At 55.0% G+C, this 14,908-nt stretch carries 17 protein-coding genes; 8 read left to right on the top strand and 9 right to left on the bottom strand.

Features of this window, described 5'->3' with window-relative positions:
* Window positions 1–20: 20 nt before the first annotated feature.
* Entirely contained in the window at window positions 21–1,751 is a 1,731-nt protein-coding gene (argS, locus tag I6N93_RS08855) for an arginine--tRNA ligase (RefSeq protein WP_085686442.1), read from the bottom strand.
* Between the two features lie 660 nt (window positions 1,752–2,411).
* On the opposite strand from argS, the gene I6N93_RS08850 reads away from it, so the two are divergent.
* Together I6N93_RS08850 and cutC are read left to right on the top strand one after the other, a co-directional pair.
* Complete coding sequence (locus I6N93_RS08850) at window positions 2,412–3,017, top strand: VOC family protein (RefSeq protein WP_085686550.1); 606 nt, start codon at window positions 2,412–2,414, stop codon at window positions 3,015–3,017.
* A 130-nt stretch (window positions 3,018–3,147) separates the two neighbouring features.
* On the top strand, window positions 3,148–3,906 hold the full coding sequence (cutC, locus tag I6N93_RS08845; protein ID WP_085686440.1) for a copper homeostasis protein CutC: 759 nt from the start codon (window positions 3,148–3,150) through the stop codon (window positions 3,904–3,906).
* Window positions 3,907–4,345: 439 nt separating this feature from the next.
* On the opposite strand, the gene I6N93_RS08840 is transcribed toward cutC, so the two are convergent.
* From I6N93_RS08840 to I6N93_RS08805, 8 genes are all read right to left on the bottom strand, one after another.
* Window positions 4,346–4,612 carry a hypothetical protein gene (locus I6N93_RS08840; protein WP_085686438.1) on the bottom strand — a complete coding sequence of 89 codons (267 nt, stop codon included), beginning with the start codon at window positions 4,610–4,612 and terminating at the stop codon, window positions 4,346–4,348.
* On the bottom strand, window positions 4,612–4,809 hold the full coding sequence (locus I6N93_RS08835; protein WP_085686436.1) for a hypothetical protein: 198 nt from the start codon (window positions 4,807–4,809) through the stop codon (window positions 4,612–4,614). Before I6N93_RS08835 ends, I6N93_RS08840 begins: the two co-directional genes overlap by 1 nt.
* A 13-nt stretch (window positions 4,810–4,822) precedes the next feature.
* Window positions 4,823–5,134: a hypothetical protein gene (locus I6N93_RS08830; protein ID WP_085686434.1), complete on the bottom strand. Its 312-nt coding sequence runs from the start codon at window positions 5,132–5,134 to the stop codon at window positions 4,823–4,825.
* 310 nt (window positions 5,135–5,444) lie between these two features.
* On the bottom strand, window positions 5,445–6,416 hold the full coding sequence (gene cmoB / locus I6N93_RS08825) for a tRNA 5-methoxyuridine(34)/uridine 5-oxyacetic acid(34) synthase CmoB (RefSeq protein ID WP_085686432.1): 972 nt from the start codon (window positions 6,414–6,416) through the stop codon (window positions 5,445–5,447).
* Window positions 6,413–7,156: a carboxy-S-adenosyl-L-methionine synthase CmoA gene (gene cmoA / locus I6N93_RS08820; protein WP_085686430.1), complete on the bottom strand. Its 744-nt coding sequence runs from the start codon at window positions 7,154–7,156 to the stop codon at window positions 6,413–6,415. Before cmoA ends, cmoB begins: the two co-directional genes overlap by 4 nt.
* Window positions 7,157–7,276: 120 nt before the next feature.
* Window positions 7,277–7,672: an MAPEG family protein gene (locus tag I6N93_RS08815; RefSeq protein WP_085686428.1), complete on the bottom strand. Its 396-nt coding sequence runs from the start codon at window positions 7,670–7,672 to the stop codon at window positions 7,277–7,279.
* A gap of 155 nt (window positions 7,673–7,827) precedes the next feature.
* Entirely contained in the window at window positions 7,828–8,643 is an 816-nt protein-coding gene (locus I6N93_RS08810) for a DUF72 domain-containing protein (protein WP_085686427.1), read from the bottom strand.
* Window positions 8,644–8,661: 18 nt separating this feature from the next.
* The gene (locus I6N93_RS08805; protein ID WP_085686426.1) at window positions 8,662–9,243 is read right to left on the bottom strand and encodes a hydrolase; all 582 of its coding nucleotides are present in this window, start codon (window positions 9,241–9,243) and stop codon (window positions 8,662–8,664) included.
* 306 nt (window positions 9,244–9,549) lie between these two features.
* Between I6N93_RS08805 and aspS the strand changes: the two genes are divergently transcribed.
* The 6 genes from aspS (at window position 9,550) to ruvB (ending at window position 14,831) form a co-directional block, all read left to right on the top strand.
* Window positions 9,550–11,346: an aspartate--tRNA ligase gene (aspS, locus tag I6N93_RS08800; protein ID WP_085686425.1), complete on the top strand. Its 1,797-nt coding sequence runs from the start codon at window positions 9,550–9,552 to the stop codon at window positions 11,344–11,346.
* Window positions 11,339–11,791, top strand: coding sequence for a dihydroneopterin triphosphate diphosphatase (nudB, locus tag I6N93_RS08795; RefSeq protein WP_123225447.1), 453 nt, complete (start codon window positions 11,339–11,341; stop codon window positions 11,789–11,791). Before aspS ends, nudB begins: the two co-directional genes overlap by 8 nt.
* Before the next feature lie 23 nt (window positions 11,792–11,814).
* A complete protein-coding gene (locus I6N93_RS08790) occupies window positions 11,815–12,558 on the top strand; it encodes a YebC/PmpR family DNA-binding transcriptional regulator (RefSeq protein WP_026741394.1) in 744 nt (247 codons plus the stop codon).
* A 37-nt stretch (window positions 12,559–12,595) separates the two neighbouring features.
* On the top strand, window positions 12,596–13,117 hold the full coding sequence (ruvC, locus tag I6N93_RS08785) for a crossover junction endodeoxyribonuclease RuvC (protein ID WP_085686421.1): 522 nt from the start codon (window positions 12,596–12,598) through the stop codon (window positions 13,115–13,117).
* An 84-nt stretch (window positions 13,118–13,201) separates the two neighbouring features.
* Complete coding sequence (gene ruvA, locus I6N93_RS08780; RefSeq protein WP_085686419.1) at window positions 13,202–13,819, top strand: Holliday junction branch migration protein RuvA; 618 nt, start codon at window positions 13,202–13,204, stop codon at window positions 13,817–13,819.
* 7 nt (window positions 13,820–13,826) lie between these two features.
* On the top strand, window positions 13,827–14,831 hold the full coding sequence (gene ruvB, locus I6N93_RS08775) for a Holliday junction branch migration DNA helicase RuvB (RefSeq protein ID WP_085686417.1): 1,005 nt from the start codon (window positions 13,827–13,829) through the stop codon (window positions 14,829–14,831).
* Window positions 14,832–14,908: the final 77 nt, after the last annotated feature.

Below are 14,908 nucleotides of genomic sequence, written 5' to 3'. Positions count from 1 at the left end.
GGACGACGTGGAGGGAAGCGTTACATCTTCTCGACAGTCTGGATACCCAACGTGTCCAGACCCTGCTTCAGCGTCTTGGATGTCAGCATCGCGAGTTTCAGACGGCTCTGGCGTTCAGCCTTGTTCTCGGCGTTCAATATCGGGCAATGCTCGTAGAAACCGGAGAATTGACCGGCCAGATCGTACAGATAAGCACACATGACATGTGGCGTACCGTCGCGGGCCACGGTCGTAATCACTTCTTCGAACTGCAACAGACGCGTTGCCAGCGCCTGTTCGCGATCGTTGGTCAGCACGATCGGCTGAGTCAGGCTGGCTTCATCGACACCGGCACGCTTGAAGATAGAAGCGACGCGGGTGTAGGCATACTGCATGTAAGGCGCGGTATTGCCTTCGAAGGCTAGCATGTTGTCCCAGTCGAACACGTAGTCGGTGGTGCGGCTCTTGGAGAGGTCCGCATATTTTACCGCGCCGATGGATACGACGTTCGCCAGCTCGGCCACTTCGTCCTGCGGCATCTCCGGGTTTTTGTCGGCGATCAGCTTCACCGCGCGTTCGTAGGCTTCATCCAGTAGATCGGCCAGTTTGATGGTTCCGCCGGAGCGGGTTTTGAACGGCTTGCCGTCTTTGCCTAGCATCATCCCAAACATGTGGTGCTCCAGGCTCACGCTTTCAGGGATGTAGCCCGCTTTGCGGACGATAGTCCAGGCCTGCGTCAGGTGCTGATGCTGACGGGAGTCGATGTAATAAAGGACGCGGTCGGCACCCAGCGTTTCGTAACGATACTTGGCGCAGGCGATGTCCGTCGTGGTGTACAGGTAACCGCCGTCTTTCTTCTGGACGATCACGCCCATCGGATCGCCTTCCTTGTTTCTGAACTCATCGAGGAATACGACCGTGGCGCCTTCGCTTTCGACTGCCAGACCTTTGGCTTTCAGATCGGCGACAATGCCCGGCAGCATGTCGTTGTAAAGGCTTTCGCCCATCACGTCGTCTTTAGTCAGCGTAACGTTAAGTCGGTCGTAGTTGCGCTGGTTCTGGCTCATGGTGATATCCACCAGCTTGCGCCACATGGTACGGCAATATTCGTCGCCGCCCTGCAGTTTCACCACATAGCCGCGAGCGCGTTCGGCGAAATCTGCGTCAGCATCGTAATGCTGTTTTGCTTCACGATAGAACGCTTCGAGATCGGACAGCTCCAGCTCGCCGGCGTTTTCGTTCTGCACTTTCTCCAGAAACGCGATCAGCATGCCGAACTGCGTGCCCCAGTCGCCGACATGGTTAGCGCGAATGACGTTATGACCAAGGAATTCGAGCGTTCTTACCGCCGCGTCGCCGATGATGGTGGAGCGCAGGTGGCCGACATGCATCTCTTTGGCCACGTTCGGCGCGGAGTAGTCGATGACAATCGTTTGTGGTTCCACCGGCGACACGCCCAGTTTCGGACTGGTCAGCACGTGCTCTAACTGTGCGGCCAGCCACTGAGGGTCGAGGAAAATATTGATAAAGCCGGGACCGGCGATTTCAGTTTTGGCGGCAATTCCTTCCAACCGCAACAGATGAACGACTTTTTCCGCCAATTGACGAGGAGGCATACCTAACTTTTTAGCTACGGTCATGACGCCGTTAGCCTGATAATCACCAAATTGCGCTTTTGCCGATTGGCGAACCTGCGCTTCGCTGTCAGCGGGTGCGCCCGCCGCAACCAATGCCTGACGGACTTTTTCGGAAAGAAGAGCCTGAATATTCACCGGGTTACCTTACATTACAAATTAAGCCCCTGCTTATACCATATTTGGCAGATTGAGTCAGCAGAGCTGCGGTGTCACAGGCTCTTCAGGGAGCTTATGATGATGGCGCATCACAGTAGAAAAAACGTAGAGGAAATAAAAAGAAGACAGCCATACAGACAAATCTAAAAAAAGAAAAAGCCAGAAAGTGATTAACGTTTTTTATTTCGTCTATCGGTAACTAAACGCGCGCTTTTCATGTTTTTAAGATGACGAAATATAGCATAACCGGCTAATGCAATTAATAAAACCGATACAATAAGTAGCGACATGTTGAATGACCTTTTTATATCTTTTGGAATAATGAAATTATCCCTTTTATTGTTTGTTAACAATGGGCAAAAGTGTATTTAAGATTACTCCCATGACTTATAGGAATATACGTAAAAACAGTCAATTAAGATTGTTATTAGCATCCGGATTACCGTTGCCGATAAGCAAAAAATCATCATGGATATGACAGAATTTAGTTAATTAACGAATCAGACTGATGATCTTAAACGATAAAAAAATATACAAGAAACTGCAATCGGCTGACAATTACGTTAAAGCTGGATGCCGATGCTATCTCTCTGTAAATTAAAAAAGCACTTAAAGTTAATGGAGGCGTTTGAAAAGAAAATGGCGGCTAATACATCGCAACCGCTCCCGGCGTCATTAATAGCCGATCTGTCTCGTTTCGAGTCTGAGATGGACAAACTTGCCGAGCAGCTTTCGTTAGATATCGCGCAATTTGAGGCCGATCATATCTCCTTGCGTTGCCACCAAAACGCGACGGCGGAGCGCTGGCGCGAGGCGCTGCTGGCGCAGGGCGCGACGCTGATGTCAGAAAACATGATCAATGGCCGGCCGATTTGTCTGTTTACCTTGCCTCAGCCGATTACGGTCGGCCCTTGGCAGATCGCATGTATTGAGCTGCCGTGGCCGGGTAACAAACGTTATCCCCATGAAGGCTGGGAGCATGTTGAAGTGGTTTTGCCGGGCGATCCGGCCACGCTTCATCAGCGTGCGCTGGCCTGTCTCCCGGACGAGGCGCTGCTAACTCAGGGGATCTGTCTTAAATTCAGTCAGCCGCAGGGAGAGCAGGAACGTTTGCCTAACCCGACGTTGGCGGTCACCAACGGCGCCGTCACTCTCAAGTTTCATCCTTTCAGCTTGCAGGATATCGTCGAGAGCGAGCGCGACGGGGATTTGCTGCCGCTACTGGGGAAACGAGCCGGGCGATGAATGCGATACTGTGCGCCACTTCATGTCCTTGGATGTTAGTCTCTTCAAGAGCGGTAACGCGGTGCCATAGTATATTGGACCATTGATTCGGGAGTGCTGTTGCTCCTGACCGCAACTTTAGGGAGGATGTATGCCTAAGCTGGAAGTATGCTGCTACAGCATCGATTGCGCGTTGACGGCTGAACGCGCAGGGGCCGACCGTGTGGAATTGTGCGCGGGCCTGCGGGAGGGTGGATTGACGCCGGGTTACGGTATGCTTCGCCAGGCGCGTGAGCACCTTACGCTTCCGGTGCATCCGATGGTGCGGCCTCGTGGCGGCGATTTTTGCTACAGTGCAACGGAGTTTTCAGCGATTTTGTATGATATCGATCAGATCCGCGAGCTGGGTTTTCCGGGGTTGGTCGTCGGTATCCTGAATGCGGAAGGGCATATCGATTTGGCGCGTATGGAGCAGGTGATGGCGCATTGCGACGGATTGGCCGTGACGTTTCACAGGGCGTTCGATATGTGTTTTAACCCTCGGCAGGCGTTGGCACAGCTTGCGGACCTGGGCGTTTCCCGCGTGCTGACTTCCGGCCAGCAGCAGAGTGCCGAAAGCGGTTTGCCATTATTGCGGGAACTTAATGCGCTAGACTGCAGTCCAATCATTATGGCGGGATCCGGCGTGCGCCTGACCAACCTGCATAAATTTCGTGCCTGCGGAATCCAAGAATTGCACAGTTCCGCGGGCCAGTGGTTGCCGTCGCCCATGCGCTATCGCAAAGCCGGCGTCACTATGAGCGCCGATGTCGACGGCGATGAATTTCAACACTACTGCGTCGATGGCGACGTAGTGGCGGCTATGAAGATCGCATTGACCTCCGATCAGCACAGCGCGCCGGTCGTTTAAAGTGGCGCGATGTGCCCACCTTTGCCGCGCAGCATACTTCAGCAGGTTTGCTTGCGAGTACCAAGCCCCGGTGTTTTACCGGGGCTTTTTTTCGCTTATCGTCAGACGGTTACGTTCTGACCCGGTTGTCGTCTATGCGACGGCTACGCTTCCGGCTTGCAGAAATCGTTGCCATGGCAGCGTTTGCCGCAATGCAATTCGGCTTATCGACGACCCTATAGGGGATTTCTTCACCATCAACGCCGCCTGACCCTATTCGGTCTCTCGCCTGCTCGGAATAAAGAATCTGCTCACTACCGTCTTTTCCGGCTTTATCCACAATGCCGCTTAAAACGGTCCGCCATATTTTTCAGCACAGAACATGACTTTCAGATCCCAGTTCAACGAAGACTGCGCCTGTTTAACGATGTCGGCCATTTTGGTCGGCAGCACATAAGGTTCATAACCCTCTTTCTGCCTTTGTTCGGCGCGCCGGCACCAATATCATTTCCCGCGTTTTCCATGAAAAGGTCATTACCTGTATCAGCAAGACGGCGTGGATATCGGCGGATGGCGTCAGATATTTAACCAGCTCCATTGAGAATGACGCCGCGCTAAGAACGGAAGGGCTGACTTCCAGCGTGTTGGGCATATTAATGACGGTATGCCTCCCCGAAACGACGGTGGGTCCTGGCAATTCCTTCAGCGAAGGGGGAAGTTTTTCCATTATGCTGTCAGGAAATAGCCGTTGATCTTGCTGTGGCAAAGGCGCTGATTTTTTAACGCCGCCTTTACCCGCACAATAAACGATAATTCCCGATTTTCCTTTCCACTGTGTTTCGCAGGGAAATATAAATCCGGGATCACCGTGCGGGTAATTTCGCGCTCAACGGTAACCTCATCTTCTACGGTTGGTAATTCCATGCGTGCTTCCTCATCATGAAAATACGGGGTTAAACTTTCTATTACGCACTTCGGTGATGGCTTCTTCGCGATTAAAAGGCTGTGTTTCATATTGCTGGTGCTCAGGCGAATTACTCAGTTCTTTTAAAGGTTCGCCTGGGAATGTTGCAAAATCGATGGTAAAGAGATCGCCGCCGGCAGCCACAATTCTGATGTTTTGATCTATGGTTTGACGTGAGTTAACGGGCCGTTTCGCGTAAGGGAACATGGATTTATAAATCCAAGAGATCAACGTTAGCGTGTCACTATCAGTAATGTGCGAGAAATCGGCTAATCCTTTGCCCATTGCAGAGGGTCATTTCGGGATACCGTCAAGGGGAATTGACGTAGGTCTGACGCAGATAATCACCGTGCGCTATCAGCATCGCCGCATCTTCCTTCCACTGCGCCAGTCCTAACAGCGCGCCCAGGCTGTATTGCGTGCAGCCTGCTGTGATAATGCGGGTCGATAGTATTTAGCTGGTTATCAAAACATCCTTTCTGTTTTTTGCGAGTTGTTCTTTAAATGTGTCTTTGTAATACGGACTGACTTTTCTATTTGGCCCAGGCATAGGCATACGCCCCGGCGCGTGACCGGGGCTTCGTTCGACAACATGTCAGGGTTTTTTGGCGACGATGACCGTGCGGAGCGGGGCAGGGTAGCCCTCCACCGTTTTGGTGCTGTCTGTCGAGTCGAGGAAGTCCGCCAGCGACTCGCTGACCATCCAGTCTGTGCGGCGCTGCTCCTGCGTGGTGGTAACGCAAAGGTCGACGACCCGGACGTCCACAAAGCCGCATTTTTCAAGCCACTGGGTTAGCGCTGCGGGTGAAGGTAGGAAATAGACATTGCGCATCTGGCCGTAGCGTTCGCCCGGAACCAGCACGCTGTTTTCATCCCCTTCGATAACCAACGTTTCCAATACCAGCTCGCCGCCGCTGACCAACTGATCTTTCAACTGCCACAGATGGTCCAACGGAGAGCGCCGGTGGTAAAGCACCCCCATGGAAAAGACGGTATCAAACGCGGCCAGCGCAGGCAGTTGCTCAATTCCCAAAGGTAAGACGTGGGCGCGACGGTCGTCGCCCAGCAGGCGGCGAACGGCTTCAAACTGGCATAAAAACAGCTGCATAGGATCGATGCCAACGGCTAAGCGAGCGCCTGCGCCCACCATGCGCCACAGATGGTAACCACTGCCGCAGCCGACATCAAGGATGTGACGATCCTGCAAGGAAGAGATATGGGGTAGCACGCGATCCCACTTCCAATCCGAGCGCCATTCGGTGTCGATAGAGACGCCGTAGAGTGAATAGGGGCCTTTGCGCCACGGCATCAGATTTCGCAGCAATTGCTCAATGCCGGCGCGCTGGCCGTCGGTGATATCGGGCATCATCGTCGCCGACACGCCGTTCTGCAGGTCAAGCGAGGTCGGAGTCAGTTCGGGCAAGTGTTCCAGCGTGTTGAACCACTGCTTAAAACGGCCATGCAGCGACTCTTGCTGCCACTGGGTTATTTGCGCCGGCAATGTGTTGAGCCAGTGGCTGAGCGGCCCGATGGCAATCTGCTGATAAAAGCGTCCAAAGTCGATCACTGTGCGGCCTCCCCTTTGATAGCTAACAGGGAGCCGAAGTTGAAGCATTGGAACCAGACGTCGCTGTGTTGGAAACCGGCCTGTGCCAGACGCGCTTTGTGCGTGGCGACGCTATCCGTCAGCATGACATTTTCCAACATGCTGCGTTTCTGACTGACTTCCAGCTCGCTATAGCCGTTAGCACGTTTGAAATCATGATGCATGTTGAAGAGCAGGTCGCCGACCGTGTTATCGTCGAAGCTGAATTTTTCCGACAAGACCAGCGCTCCGCCAGGCCGCAGCCCTTCATAAATCCGCGTCAGCAGCGTTTGTCGCCGTTCTGGTGCCACAAACTGTAAGGTGAAGTTGAGCACGACCAGCGATGCATTTTCTATCGGCGTATCGAGTACGTCGGCCTCGCGCACGTCGACGGGCGTGTCGGCGCGGAAGGCGTCGATATGGCGGCGGCAGCGTTCAACCATCGCCGTGGAGTTGTCTACGGCGATAATGCGGCAGCCCGGCACAGGGATGTGGCGACGCATGGAAAGCGTTGCCGCGCCCAGGGAGCAGCCCAGATCGTAAATATGCGAGTTTGGCTGAACAAAGCGCTCGGCCAGCATTCCGATCATGGAAATAATATTGGAGTAGCCGGGCACCGAGCGCTGGATCATGTCGGGAAAGACCTCGGCCACGCGTTCGTCAAACGTCCAGTCTCCCAGATTGGCGATGGGAGTGGAAAAAAGCATATCGCGGTTGGTCATAGCGGAAAAACACATGTGAACAAGAAATTGGGGCGCATTCTATCAGAAACGCGAAGCAAAAAGAGCGCGTCAGGACAATACGGTAAGCACGGGGTGAGCCGACTTACCGTCAGTAAAAGGTTAGCGCAGGGTCAAGATCAGTTCCCAGGGCAGGTAATACAGATTCGCCAGCACCATCAGTGTGAGAGAAAGGTAGGTCGACATCATGCCATAGCGACGCCAGCGGAATTCGCGCTGCCGTAGACCATAGTAATGAAACAGACGACCAAGGATTAACAGAATGCCGCAGAGATGGAGCATGCCGATTAACGCGCCGTTCATTTCCATCAACACCAGCATGATGGCGCCAATAGGAATATATTCGACCGCGTTGCCGTGAACCCGAATCGCGGTTTGCAGCTCATAGAAACCGCCGTCGCCATAGGCGACACGGTACTGCATCCTCAGTTTTACGACGTCAAAGGAAAGCTTGATTAACAACAATGCACCGAGCACCACGTATAGCGTGCTTACCATTTTCTACTCCATTGCCTGTCCAAAGCGGCTGGCAGAATAATAGCCTCTCTGTTGCCCGACTGTCGCCTGAAACGGCGCGGTTTTTTATCTGAAATTTTCCACCAGAATGGATCGAGTATAAGAAAAAGAACTAACGAATGCCTTGTCTGAAAGGATTAAAACAGCGTGGACTGCTCCGGCCAATGCGGACGCGGCGGCATATCCGGCAGGACGGCGCTAAGGTTGGGCCAAAGTAAGCGTGCCAGCTCCGGCGCAAAACCGATATCCGGCGTGTGAATAAACAGGTAGGGTGTTTTTTCGGTCTGCCAGTGAGCCAGTTTCGCGATCCACGGTTCAAACCAGCGCAGGTTCTCTTCTTGGCTCTCGTTGCCGATAAATCGCACGAAAGGCTGTGAGGCGGTCACCACGGCATGCACGGGAACACGTGGTTTTTTGCGTTGGGCTTCACGCATTGCCTCACTCTTGGCTATCGCGCTATGAACCGGCCTGCTGTCCATAATGACTCTGTTGACGCCGCGCTGATGAAGTCCCTGATTTAGCCGACGCTCATCTTCGCCTTTGGCAAAAAACTGAGGGTGACGAACTTCGACGCCATAGTTATAGCCTGACGGCAGCGTATCCAGAAACTGCCATAGATCCGGCAGTTGGCTGGGGCCGAATGCGGCGGGCAACTGCAGCCATAGCTGTCCCATTCGGGCCGCCAGCGGCGCCATACAGCGAAAGAACTGCGTCATTTCCGGCTGACACTCCCGCAGCGCCGCCTGATGACTGATGGTCGATGGGAATTTAAAGCAGAAACGAAAATCATCGTGCGTCATGTCCCGCCAGCGCAAAACCACTTCCGCGGACGGCAACGCATAAAACGTGGTATTGCCTTCCACGCAATTAAAATGTCTGGCGTAGTCCGCCAAATCGCGTAACCCCAGTTTTCCCCAGGCCGCATGCTGCCATTGCGGTAATCCGATATACATAGGTTTGCGTTATGCCTTCTATTCTGCGTCTGTGGTTAACGCCTGCTCGATCTCGGCGCTGTTCCGGACTCGCGCGATACGCGGGAAAATATGCGTCATACTGCTTTGATGCTGCTCCGTGCTGCCAGCGCTGCACAGGTCTTCGGCTATGACGAGGTTATAGCCATGCTCCCAGGCATTGCGTGCGGTGGATTCCACGCCGATGTTGGTCGAAATGCCGCCCAGAATCAGGGTGTCGATGCCCCGGCGGCGTAGTTGCAGGTCAAGATCCGTGCCGTAAAACGCGCCCCACTGATGCTTGATGATGCGGATATCACTGTCGCCGACATGGAACCCCGACGCAAATGTGAGCCAGTTGTCCGGCAGGGCTTCTCCTGCATTGGGTTGATCGACCGTCTGCCGGGGCGCGTCGCCAAAGTCGGCGGACCAGCCGACGCGCACGAGGATGATCGTCACGCCGCTCTGGCGGCAGCTTGTCGCCAGTTTATCCGCCCGATGGACCACGTCTTCGGCGGCGTAAGGGCCGCCGGCGAAAGGAAGAATACCTTCCTGAAGGTCGATCAGTACCAACGCGGTGGTGGAAGGGATCAATGTCAGCATAGTGAGGGCCCTGTTATTTGGTGACTCGTGTCTTCAATCTTGGCTTCAGGTTAGGCGGAGGCTGGTAAACAAACCAGCAAAAACGGTTACCAGATGATAATGATGTTAACTTTTTTATCAAACAAAGGGCAGAGCGGCGAAGAAAGCCGACACGGCCAGTCGGGACTCTTATCGAAAGGGGGAAATTCCTTTATAATGCCCCCCTTTTTTCATCGGACAGTATACCCGCAAGTCATGCCGTCGTTTCGTCAGCCGTTAAACGGATTGGCTGGGCGCGGCAACGGCTTGAGTATAAAGGACATCGTGATGCGTACTGAATATTGCGGACGGTTAAACTCGTCCCACGTGGGCCAGGAAGTGACATTGTGCGGCTGGGTTAACCGTCGCCGCGATCTGGGTGGCTTGATTTTTATTGATATGCGTGACCGCGAAGGTCTGGTTCAGGTCTTTTTCGATCCCGATCGACAGGACGCATTTACCCTGGCTTCCGAACTACGCAACGAATTTTGTATTCAACTGACCGGTCAGGTGCGCGCGCGCCCGGACAATCAGGTGAACAAGGACATGGCGACCGGTGAAGTGGAAGTTATCGCGACTGCTCTGACCATCATCAACCGCGCTGAGCCGCTGCCGCTGGACGGTAATCAGATCAACAGCGAAGAAGCTCGCCTAAAGTACCGCTACCTCGATCTGCGCCGTCCTGAAATGGCGCAGCGTCTTAAAACCCGTGCACGTATCACTAGCTTCGTGCGCCGTTACATGGACAGCCACGGTTTTCTGGATATTGAAACGCCGATGCTGACCAAAGCCACGCCGGAAGGCGCACGCGACTATCTGGTGCCAAGCCGGGTACATAAAGGCAAGTTCTACGCGTTGCCGCAGTCCCCTCAACTGTTTAAACAGCTGCTGATGATGTCGGGTTTCGACCGCTACTATCAGATCGTAAAATGTTTCCGTGACGAAGATCTGCGTGCAGACCGTCAGCCGGAGTTCACCCAGATCGATGTGGAAACGTCGTTTCTCACCGCGCCGCAGGTGCGCGAGCTGATGGAAAGACTGGTGCGTGAGCTGTGGCTGGATATTCTCGACGTCGATCTCGGCGAGTTCCCGATCATGACCTTTGCGGAAGCGATGCGCCGCTACGGTTCCGACAAGCCGGACCTGCGTAACCCGATGGAGCTGGTGGACGTCGCCGATCTGCTGAAAGACGTCGAGTTCAAGGTGTTCTCCGGTCCTGCCAACGATGCCGCTGGCCGCGTTGCCGCGTTGCGCGTGCCGGGTGGTTCACAGCTGAGCCGTAAACAGATCGATGAATACGCGAAGTTTGTGGAGATTTACGGCGCGAAAGGTCTTGCCTACCTCAAGGTCAACGAGCGTGCGAAAGGCCTGGAAGGTATCCAGAGTCCGGTCGCGAAGTTCCTGAATGAAGCGATTATCACGACGTTGCTGGAACGCACCGGAGCGGCAGACGGCGACATCATCTTCTTCGGCGCAGATAAGGCTAACGTGGTCTCTGACGCGCTGGGCGCGCTGCGACTGAAGCTGGGTCGCGACCTGAAACTGACGGAAGAAGGCAGCTGGCGCCCTCTGTGGGTCATCGACTTCCCGATGTTCGAAGACGATGGCGAAGGCGGTTTGACGGCGATGCACCATCCGTTTACTGCGCCGAGCAACATGACGCCGGAGGCGCTGGAAGCCGCGCCGACCTCGGCTATCGCCAACGCCTACGATATGGTGTTGAATGGCTATGAAGTGGGCGGCGGTTCCGTGCGTATCCACAATGGCAACATGCAACAGGCGGTATTCCGCATTCTGGGCATCACCGAACATGAGCAGCGTGAAAAATTCGGCTTCCTGCTGGATGCCCTTAAGTTCGGCACGCCGCCGCATGCCGGTCTGGCGTTTGGTCTCGACCGTCTGGTGATGTTGTTGACCGGGACGGACAACATTCGTGATGTTATCGCGTTCCCGAAAACCACGGCGGCAGCCTGTCTGATGACCGAAGCACCTAACTTCGCCAACCCGGCGGCGTTGGATGAACTCTCCATCGCCGTTGTGGGCAAAGGCAAAGCGGCACAGGATCAACGGTCAGAGAATCCATGATATGACCTATAAGCGACCCGTTTCGGTTCTGGTGGTTATCTATGCCCGTGACACCGGGCGGGTGCTCATGTTGCAACGGCGCGACGATCCTGATTTCTGGCAGTCGGTTACCGGCAGCCTGGAAGAAGGGGAAACCGCGCGGTATGCCGCACAGCGTGAAGTAAAGGAAGAGGTGGATATCGATATCGCAGCGGAATCGCTATCGCTGGTCGACTGTCATCGCTGTGTTGAGTTTGAGCTTTTTGCTCATTTAAGACATCGCTATGCCCCGGGGGTCACGCACAATAAGGAATCGTGGTTCTGTCTGGCGTTACCTACGGAACGTGAGGTGCGGATCAGCGAACACCTTGCGTATCAATGGCTGGATGCGCCCAGCGCGGCGCGTCTGACGAAGTCATGGAGTAACCGGCAGGCGATTGAAGAATTTGTTATTTATCCGGCCTGAACAGGCTTTTTTCGGAGATTTTTATGGCAGGTCATAGTAAGTGGGCCAACACGAAACATCGTAAAGCGGCGCAGGATTCCAAACGCGGCAAAATTTTCACCAAAATTATCCGTGAGCTGGTGACGGCAGCCCGGCTGGGCGGCGGTGAAGTGGCTTCCAACCCGCGTTTGCGTGCAGCGGTCGATAAAGCGCTGTCCAACAACATGACGCGCGATACCCTGAACCGTGCGATTGCCCGCGGCGTGGGCGGCGATGATGCCGACAACATGGAAACCATCATTTATGAAGGTTACGGTCCCGGCGGCACGGCGGTGATGGTGGAATGCCTGAGCGACAACCGCAACCGCACGGTTTCCGAAGTGCGTCACGCCTTTACCAAAAGCGGCGGCAACCTGGGAACCGACGGCTCCGTCGCCTATCTGTTCACGAAAAAAGGCGTTATTTCCTATGCGCCGGGTCTGGATGAAGACACGGTGATGGATGCGGCGCTGGAAGCCGGCGCGGACGATGTCGTGACCTATGACGACGGCGCTATCGACGTTTACACGCCGTGGGAAACCTTCGGTGAAGTGAAAGATGCGCTGGATGCCGCCGGTCTGGTGGCTGAAGCCGCAGAAGTGTCCATGATCCCTTCTACCAAGGCCGACATGGATGCAGAAACCGCACCGAAACTGATGCGTTTGATCGACATGCTGGAAGACTGTGACGACGTGCAGGAGGTTTACCACAACGGTGAGATCTCCGACGAGGTGGCGGCGCTGCTGTAATGGCGTTGCCGGCGATAAACCGGCGGGGAGACGGGCGTTGACGATCATTCTGGGCATAGACCCTGGTTCGCGAATCACCGGTTATGGCATCGTCCGCCAGCAGGGGCGGCAGATCAGCTACCTCGGTAGCGGCTGTATTCGCACCGTGGTGGATGATATCCCCGGACGGCTCAAGCTGATTTATGCGGGCGTGAGTGAAATCATCACCCAGTTTCAGCCGGACTGTTTCGCTATCGAACAGGTTTTCATGGCGCGAAACGCAGACTCGGCGCTAAAGCTGGGACAGGCGCGGGGCGCGGCCATTGTTGCGGCCGTCAATCATTCGCTGCCGGTTTTCGAGTATGCGGCGCGTCAGGTGAAGCAAACCGTGGTCGGCACCGGCGCTGCGGAGAAGAGCCAGGTGCAGCATATGGTGCGCTCCCTGCTGAAGCTGCCCGCCAATCCCCAGGCGGACGCCGCCGATGCGCTGGCCATCGCCATCACGCATTGCCACTTCAGCCAGAACCTCACCCGCATGGGGAAAGAGAGGCTGACGCTGGCGCGAGGGCGGCTGCGCTAGAGACCAGGCTGGATATTCGTCCAGCCTTTTTTATGGTATAAGCTATACCCCATCGTTAAGCGTATATTCAAAAGGAAACGTCACGTGATAGGTCGTCTCAGAGGCATCGTTCTGGAAAAACAACCCCCGCAGGTATTGATAGAAGCCAATGGCGTGGGGTATGAAGTGCATATGCCGATGACCTGTTTCTATGAGTTGCCCGGCGCTGGACAGGAAACCATCATCTTTACCCATTTTGTTGTACGAGAAGACGCGCAGCTGCTGTTCGGGTTCAACAACAAGCAGGAACGTTCCCTGTTCCGAGAACTGATCAAAGTGAATGGCGTTGGCCCTAAACTGGCGCTGGCGATCCTCTCCGGTATGTCGGCGCAGCAGTTTGTCAGCGCGGTCGAGCGCCAGGAGATCGGCGCCCTGGTAAAATTGCCCGGCGTAGGCAAAAAAACGGCCGAGCGTCTGGTGGTAGAGATGAAGGACCGCTTTAAGGGGCTAAATGGCGACTTATTCAATTCCGCCAGCGATCTGACGCTACCGCCGGTAACGGACGCTGCCGCATCATCTGCGGATATCGAGGCCGAAGCGGAGTCTGCGCTGGTCGCGCTGGGTTATAAACCGCAGGAAGCTGGTCGGATGATCAGTAAGGTCGCCAAACCGGGTGCTGATTGCGAAACTCTGATCCGGGACGCGCTGCGCGCCGTTCTTTGAGGTAGCTATGATTGAAGCCGATCGTTTAATTTCCCCCGAGGTTGTATCCGAAGAAGAAGTGCTGGATCGCGCTATTCGTCCCAAGCTGTTGGCGGAATATGTCGGCCAGCCTAAGGTGCGCGAGCAGATGGAAATCTTCATTCAGGCGGCAAGACAGCGAGGCGACGCGCTGGATCATCTGTTGATCTTCGGTCCTCCGGGGTTAGGGAAAACCACGCTGGCCAATATAGTGGCTAACGAAATGGGGGTGAACCTGCGTACCACTTCCGGGCCTGTGCTTGAAAAAGCGGGCGATCTGGCCGCGCTGCTGACCAACCTTGAACCCCACGACGTTCTTTTTATCGATGAAATTCATCGCCTGTCGCCTGTGGTGGAGGAAGTGCTTTATCCTGCGATGGAAGACTATCAGCTGGATATCATGATCGGCGAAGGCCCCGCAGCGCGTTCGATCAAGCTGGATCTGCCGCCGTTCACGCTGGTGGGTGCTACGACCCGGGCGGGCTCTTTGACCTCGCCGCTGCGCGATCGCTTCGGCATCGTTCAGCGCCTGGAGTTCTATCAGGTTCCGGACTTGCAGTATATCGTCAGCCGCAGCGCCCTATGTCTGGGACTGGAGATGACAGAGGAAGGCGCGCTCGAGGTGGCCCGCCGTGCCCGCGGAACGCCTCGTATCGCCAACCGTCTGCTGCGTCGCGTGAGGGACTTTTCCGAAGTGAAGTCGAATGGCGTCATTGACGGCGAGATCGCGATCCAGGCATTAGATATGCTGGCGGTCGACTCAGAAGGCTTCGATTACATGGACCGCAAGCTGCTGTTGGCGGTGATCGATAAGTTCATGGGCGGCCCGGTCGGGCTGGATAACCTGGCCGCCGCCATTGGCGAAGAGCGTGAAACCATCGAAGATGTGCTGGAGCCGTTCTTGATTCAGCAGGGCTTTTTGCAACGCACGCCGCGCGGACGTATCGCCACTCAGCATGCTTATCGTCACTTTGGTTTGACGCGGGAAGAGTAACGCAGACGTTTCTATCCGATTTATTTTGCCGAAGGCCGTCTACAGTGCGGCCTTCTTCTTTTAGGTTTTAGGATGCG

It is taken from the genome of Lonsdalea populi (genome assembly GCF_015999465.1).
GTDB lineage: Bacteria > Pseudomonadota > Gammaproteobacteria > Enterobacterales > Enterobacteriaceae > Lonsdalea > Lonsdalea populi.
This window is presented reverse-complemented; position numbering and strand designations above follow the sequence as displayed.

What these genes read in the sequence shown, in the direction of transcription:
- I6N93_RS08840 (WP_085686438.1), bottom strand. Translation starts at nt 4,612, where the DNA reads ATGGAAAAACTTCCCCCTTCGCTGAAGGAATTGCCAGGACCCACCGTC.
- I6N93_RS08790 (WP_026741394.1), top strand. Translation starts at nt 11,815, where the DNA reads ATGGCAGGTCATAGTAAGTGGGCCAACACGAAACATCGTAAAGCGGCG.
- aspS (WP_085686425.1), top strand. Translation starts at nt 9,550, where the DNA reads ATGCGTACTGAATATTGCGGACGGTTAAACTCGTCCCACGTGGGCCAG.
- cutC (WP_085686440.1), top strand. Translation starts at nt 3,148, where the DNA reads ATGCCTAAGCTGGAAGTATGCTGCTACAGCATCGATTGCGCGTTGACG.
- I6N93_RS08805 (WP_085686426.1), bottom strand. Translation starts at nt 9,243, where the DNA reads ATGCTGACATTGATCCCTTCCACCACCGCGTTGGTACTGATCGACCTT.
- I6N93_RS08815 (WP_085686428.1), bottom strand. Translation starts at nt 7,672, where the DNA reads ATGGTAAGCACGCTATACGTGGTGCTCGGTGCATTGTTGTTAATCAAG.
- I6N93_RS08830 (WP_085686434.1), bottom strand. Translation starts at nt 5,134, where the DNA reads ATGGGCAAAGGATTAGCCGATTTCTCGCACATTACTGATAGTGACACG.
- I6N93_RS08810 (WP_085686427.1), bottom strand. Translation starts at nt 8,643, where the DNA reads ATGTATATCGGATTACCGCAATGGCAGCATGCGGCCTGGGGAAAACTG.
- cmoA (WP_085686430.1), bottom strand. Translation starts at nt 7,156, where the DNA reads ATGACCAACCGCGATATGCTTTTTTCCACTCCCATCGCCAATCTGGGA.
- ruvB (WP_085686417.1), top strand. Translation starts at nt 13,827, where the DNA reads ATGATTGAAGCCGATCGTTTAATTTCCCCCGAGGTTGTATCCGAAGAA.
- I6N93_RS08850 (WP_085686550.1), top strand. Translation starts at nt 2,412, where the DNA reads ATGGCGGCTAATACATCGCAACCGCTCCCGGCGTCATTAATAGCCGAT.
- I6N93_RS08835 (WP_085686436.1), bottom strand. Translation starts at nt 4,809, where the DNA reads ATGGAATTACCAACCGTAGAAGATGAGGTTACCGTTGAGCGCGAAATT.